Annotated in this window: 1 protein-coding gene; it reads right to left on the reverse strand. The window is 65.3% G+C overall.

Annotated features, from left to right (window positions below; genetic code table 11):
- A partial coding sequence (locus tag AC07RN_RS21130; RefSeq protein WP_478337240.1) for a hypothetical protein occupies positions 1 to 187 on the reverse strand: 187 nt, incomplete at its 3' end.
- Positions 188 to 472: the final 285 nt, after the last annotated feature.

Genomic DNA, 472 nt, shown 5'->3' on the forward strand with positions numbered 1-472 from the left:
CGGCCACTAGCACACACAAACCAGTGAAGGCTGTGACCGCTCCGGCCACCGAGGGTTCGAGACCGACCAGCATCGCGAACGCCCCGGGAACAAAGACGATCACGGCGATACACGCCAGCCACGCGGACGTCAGCAGCGCCGCCTTCCAGTTGCATGGTCGACGCTCGCGCCGTTGTTCCTCGGACATGCCACCCCCGTGTGACGTGTGTACTTCGTCGAAATAGGCGGGTGAACAAGCGACTCTGCGCGCCTGTCTATCCCCTGACGCGACTACCCGCGAGCGACGCGCAGGCGGAGACGGTCAGGGGCTCCCCCCGCATCTGACCGTAGTCGACTGGCAGTGACCACACTGGAAGTCAGTTCCGGTCGGGCAGGCCGACTTCCGACGGCTTCTTGTCGGTGCGCACGCCCTTCCAGCTGGGGTGTCGCAGGCTCCCGCCGGTGTAAGACCGGTACTCGATCTCGGTGACGA

It is taken from the genome of Lelliottia sp. GFLA7, from assembly GCF_056490165.1.